This is a genomic window from Candidatus Binatus sp., from assembly GCF_030646925.1.
In the GTDB taxonomy this organism is placed as follows: Bacteria; Desulfobacterota; Binatia; order Binatales; family Binataceae; genus Binatus.
In genome coordinates this window covers 1-4,138 of record NZ_JAUSKL010000123.1, presented here as the reverse complement: position 1 = coordinate 4,138, position 4,138 = coordinate 1, and the positions used below count along the sequence as shown (strand labels likewise).

Sequence of the window (4,138 nt, the reverse complement as noted above, 5' to 3'; positions counted from 1 at the left end):
GTGATCCGCGAGCCGTGCCTGAATCGCACTTCATGGGCTTTGTAAGAGATCCCGGAACTACCCTCGAAGTCGTATTCGAGAGCTTCCACGGCGGCGCCATAGCTCGCGCACCACGGCCTGATCCCTTCCTCCATCGCTTCGCGCAATCGCGCGGGCCACCGCCTTAACGTTGCTGACTTCCTTTGCACCCTCTCCAGGCAATCGCGCAGTGAATGATGGATCCAGAGACACCTCGCCGCTCGTCAGGCGCGCCTCCACGAGGGCCCTGTCGTCTTCTGACCTTCAGGCGAATATGCAGGTTCCAGCATCGCTTTTGAGTGATCTCGTCCGTGGCATTCGAATCGAAGCCGCGGAAGTTCTCGCCGGAAGAACCTCTGGCGAATTTCCTTCCGACCTTTCAACTGCTTTTGAGCATGCTACCAATGAATATATCGCAGCGCAGGAATTCAATGCTGACCGGCCCGAGGCTCATCTGAATCTCGCTTTGCTATTCGCAAGGAAAGGTAAAATCGACCGCGCTGAGGCCGAGCTCAAGACAGCGGTTTCGATAGATCCCAGCTTCGCGCCTGCGGCGGTTAATCTTGCAGACCTCTATCGCGAAAGCGGCCGGGAAGCCGACGGCGAGGCAGTCCTCACCGCTGCTTTGCAACGTTCGCCGCACGATGCATCGTTGCTTCACTCGCTCGGCCTTCTGATGGTTCGTCAGAAGCAAAACATGAAAGCGCTCGAGTTACTCGGCGCCGCCGCTCATTCCGATCCCGCAAGCGCCCGATATGCATTCGTTTACGCGGTGGCGTTGCATGACACTGGCCGTACCAAAGACTCAATCAACATCCTCGAAGGCAGTATCAAAGCTCATCCATATGATCGCGATACCCTCGCTGCGCTCGTCGATTGGTGGAATGAGGCGGGCGACCAATCAAAAGCACTCGCCTATACCCAACGCCTCAATCAACTAGACGCGAAAGTGGACCGTTAACGCATCGCGCACTAGACGCGTTCATCTCGAATAATTCCAGCGGAGATGCCCGGCACCTCCAACTTCTGAAGAAGCTCCCTTACGAGTTCCACTACGAATATCGCTCCGGCGGCCAAACATGGGTGCACAAAATCGTAGATTGGGAGGCGGGTGCGCTATTCTGGAACGTCTACATCCGCCACGGAGCCGCTTGGGAGCAACCCTTCAGGCAAAAGATGGAGCACGATCTTCCCGCGACAGACTTCAAATTTCTAATGGGTACGATACACCGGTTTCCCGATCAGTGGCTGATCGTAAGCTTGCTATACCCCCCGCGGCAAAGCGCTTCGGGACTCCAAGGCCATCTTTTCCAGGAATAAGGTGAACGACTTGGCCGCCCACAAATGCCGCAATACGCTCGGCGACAATGCTCCGATGACAGCGGGTGAAATCCCTTTCAAAGCAAACCAGACAAGCGCGTCTCTTCCTTGACAATTCGGCCAGCGTCAGCGTTGCCGGCGTTTGTTTTTGCAAGTGAGTTTCGAAATCTCGGCAGTAGGAACGCCAGTTCGAGTCTACTTTGTATCGCGCACGAATCGATTTCGGACAGCCCAAAGGGCGCACATGAACGTAATCGATTCCGGCAGCCCTCAAAATGGTCGACATCGAGTTCTTTGAAAATCCTGGCTTCCTCGAAAGCGGAAGCTCGCGAACATCCACAACAATTTGGATTCGCGCTTCCTTCAATCGCTCCACGACGTCGCTGATCGACGATCCTTCGTAGCCGATGGTATAAAGAGCAAAAGCTGTCGACATTCTCCGACGATCCTATTGTTGTTACAGCCTGTCGTTCGCTCTGAGCGGGATGAACCTGACGCCGTCCATCCTGCCGACAAGCTTGGCAGAAACGCCCCACTGGACTGCCGATTGGTACCACACGCATTGGCAGTGCGCGCAAATTACGCGTTTCTCGCCCGAGCTCAACGAGGGGAGCAATTCTCTGCCTGGAAGTTTTTCAGTCGGCCTAAATTCTGATGGGTAGAAGCTATTGCATTTAGCGCATGGACAGAACGGGACTCTCTTCTTTGGAGAAGGCATCTTCGCCCCACTTAGCATAGATTCACGCCTCCGGCGAAGAGTTTTGCCCGAAGGCAACGAGCCATCATCAACGGCCGGTGATGATCAGTTCGTGGGTGAAGCATTGCTGCGAAGATTTGTGCCGCGTTTCTCGCGGCACCAGCGAAATTCGCATCAGAGACGAAACGCCGAAATCCTCACGATGTGGCTCGAACTCGCCTTTCTCTGGTGCCGCAGGAAGTGCAAATTGGCCCGAAATGCGGCGATCTTTAGCGAATTTCGCGGAGAATCTCTGAATGTGAAGACTCGGTGGCGGATGACGCAGTCAGCTGCGAACTGCTCTCCGCCCGAAAATTCCCTGATAGGCGCGAAATACTGGGAATTTTCGCGACTTTTGGTCCGAATCTAACGGTCGGCTTTTCAGAAACCCACTGAAATCAGGCACTTGCAGTTCGAATTCCCTAAATCGTTAAACAGGGAATTTCGTTGCACGGATCAGGCAGCAAAAGCGCGGGTATCAGAGAAGCAAGAACCCCGGAACAGGGAAAGTTGGATGGGAGGCAGATCAGCGTCGTTTCGGCGCAGCCACTCGGAGGGAGGTGGGCGCCGGACAGCGACGCTATCGAGCCGTCTGAGCAACCCACCTGCACACCGAGGAGCAACCGTCTCGAAGGGCCAACCAGGTTCTCGCCTGGACAATTGCGCGCAGTCTTCAACCTGCGTTGGCTCCTTGCGACGGGACCAGCTTCACTTGCGGGGGGTTGGTTTGACCGGCCTAGGTTTGACCTTACTTGCCACGGCCGGGCCGTGAAGTTTGGCCATCCGATTCTTGTAGTAGCGTTGCCGGCGTTCCCTGCGTTCGGTTTTGGTGAAACGCTTTCTGAAGCGAAGGTCCCGTTCCTTCTGCGAGCAACGTGAGCTGCAATACCTGGCGCGTCGATGTCGGGCGAACATGCGCCCGCAGTCTTTTTGTGCGCACACTCTGATTCGCGTTCCCTCGGCTTCAGCCGTGTCGGCTGCGCATAGCAGGAAGGAGGTCCTGAAGTCGTCGCTGCCGTAGAATGAGTGGTATCCGTCGAGCCTGATATGCCCCGCACGCCGCTTGGGTCGAGGCTCAATTATACGTTCAATTATAGAATCCTTTGGAAGCTCAATGACCCAGCGGCGCGTGCGCCGCAGGCGATCGATCCCATTTCTAATTTCGCTCGCCAGGCTTGCGATCTCTTCAAGCGGCGGAAGTTCCCATTGCCCAGAAATGTTGGCAAAGTAGGCCAGATCGAAACACAACTGCGCCTTTTCGCTTTCAGAAAGTTCGGCCAGCTTCTCCTCTGACAGATAGACAAACTCAAGCAGCCAACTCAGACGCTTGCGGTCATCGCTTCCGACCCGCCGCGTGGCTTGGCTAAAGCCCGCTATCGCCTCCTGAAGGATTTCGCTCGGTTCCCGTTGTGTCACTACGATTGTTGAGCGTTTTAACAGAGACATATGGTACAACACTAAAATATTAATCTTCCGTAGACAAGACCCCGATCGCTGGTAAAATACACTCCGTCGACAGTTATGGTCCGAGGGAGGATTTCAGATTGAAAACAGATTGCACTGGAATCGACACAGAGTGTGCGACCCCGGTTGCCGTGCGGCGGGACGGTTACCAATCATGAAACGCGCGCGCCCTAAGTTCAGCACCTTTCTGCCACGCCGCAAATTGCGTCGAAGTAAAGGGATTTGGCGTCCAGGTGATGGTCGACGCGAAGGCCAGAGCGAGCCGCTTGTCTATCTCTTGCCCTACCAGCGCAAGTGGCTCGCGGACGAATCGCGCTTCAAGATCGCGATGGTCGCGCGGCAATGTGGCAAGACCAAGTACATGGCCGCGCTTGAGGTGGTTGAAGACGTCCTGCGCCATGAATCCCGCGGCGAGAAGGCGCGCTGGATCATCCTCTCGCGTGGAGAGCGGCAGGCACTCGAAGCGATGGAGGAAGGGATCAGGCCGTGGTGCGCGAGCTATGGCGCCGCCGTGGAAGCTCTCGAATACGACTTCGAGGGTAGTTCCGGGATCTCTTACAAAGCCCATGAAGTGCGATTCAGGCACGGCTCGCGGATCAC

Annotated in this window: 3 protein-coding genes and 1 pseudogene; 2 read left to right on the top strand and 2 right to left on the bottom strand. The window is 55.8% G+C overall.

Translation table 11 applies throughout. The annotated features are described in order from the left end of the window. Nucleotides 1–292: 292 nt before the first annotated feature. Nucleotides 293–979: a lipopolysaccharide assembly protein LapB gene (locus Q7S58_RS21030; RefSeq protein ID WP_304830683.1), complete on the top strand. Its 687-nt coding sequence runs from the start codon at nt 293–295 to the stop codon at nt 977–979. A 243-nt stretch (nt 980–1,222) separates the two neighbouring features. On the opposite strand, the gene Q7S58_RS21025 is transcribed toward Q7S58_RS21030, so the two are convergent. Then, entirely contained in the window at nt 1,223–1,774 is a 552-nt protein-coding gene (locus Q7S58_RS21025; RefSeq protein WP_304830681.1) for a DUF488 family protein, read from the bottom strand. A 1,008-nt stretch (nt 1,775–2,782) separates the two neighbouring features. Further along, on the bottom strand, nt 2,783–3,520 hold the full coding sequence (locus tag Q7S58_RS21020; RefSeq protein WP_304830679.1) for a CGNR zinc finger domain-containing protein: 738 nt from the start codon (nt 3,518–3,520) through the stop codon (nt 2,783–2,785). A gap of 295 nt (nt 3,521–3,815) precedes the next feature. Between Q7S58_RS21020 and Q7S58_RS21015 the strand changes: the two are divergent. Further along, nucleotides 3,816–4,138 (top strand): annotated as a pseudogene (locus tag Q7S58_RS21015) (terminase); the annotation flags it as partial.

Excerpts from the sequence above, each read along its gene's own strand:
- Q7S58_RS21025 (WP_304830681.1), bottom strand. The coding sequence starts at position 1,774 with ATGTCGACAGCTTTTGCTCTTTATACCATCGGCTACGAAGGATCGTCG.
- Q7S58_RS21020 (WP_304830679.1), bottom strand. The coding sequence starts at position 3,520 with ATGTCTCTGTTAAAACGCTCAACAATCGTAGTGACACAACGGGAACCG.
- Q7S58_RS21030 (WP_304830683.1), top strand. The coding sequence starts at position 293 with ATGCAGGTTCCAGCATCGCTTTTGAGTGATCTCGTCCGTGGCATTCGA.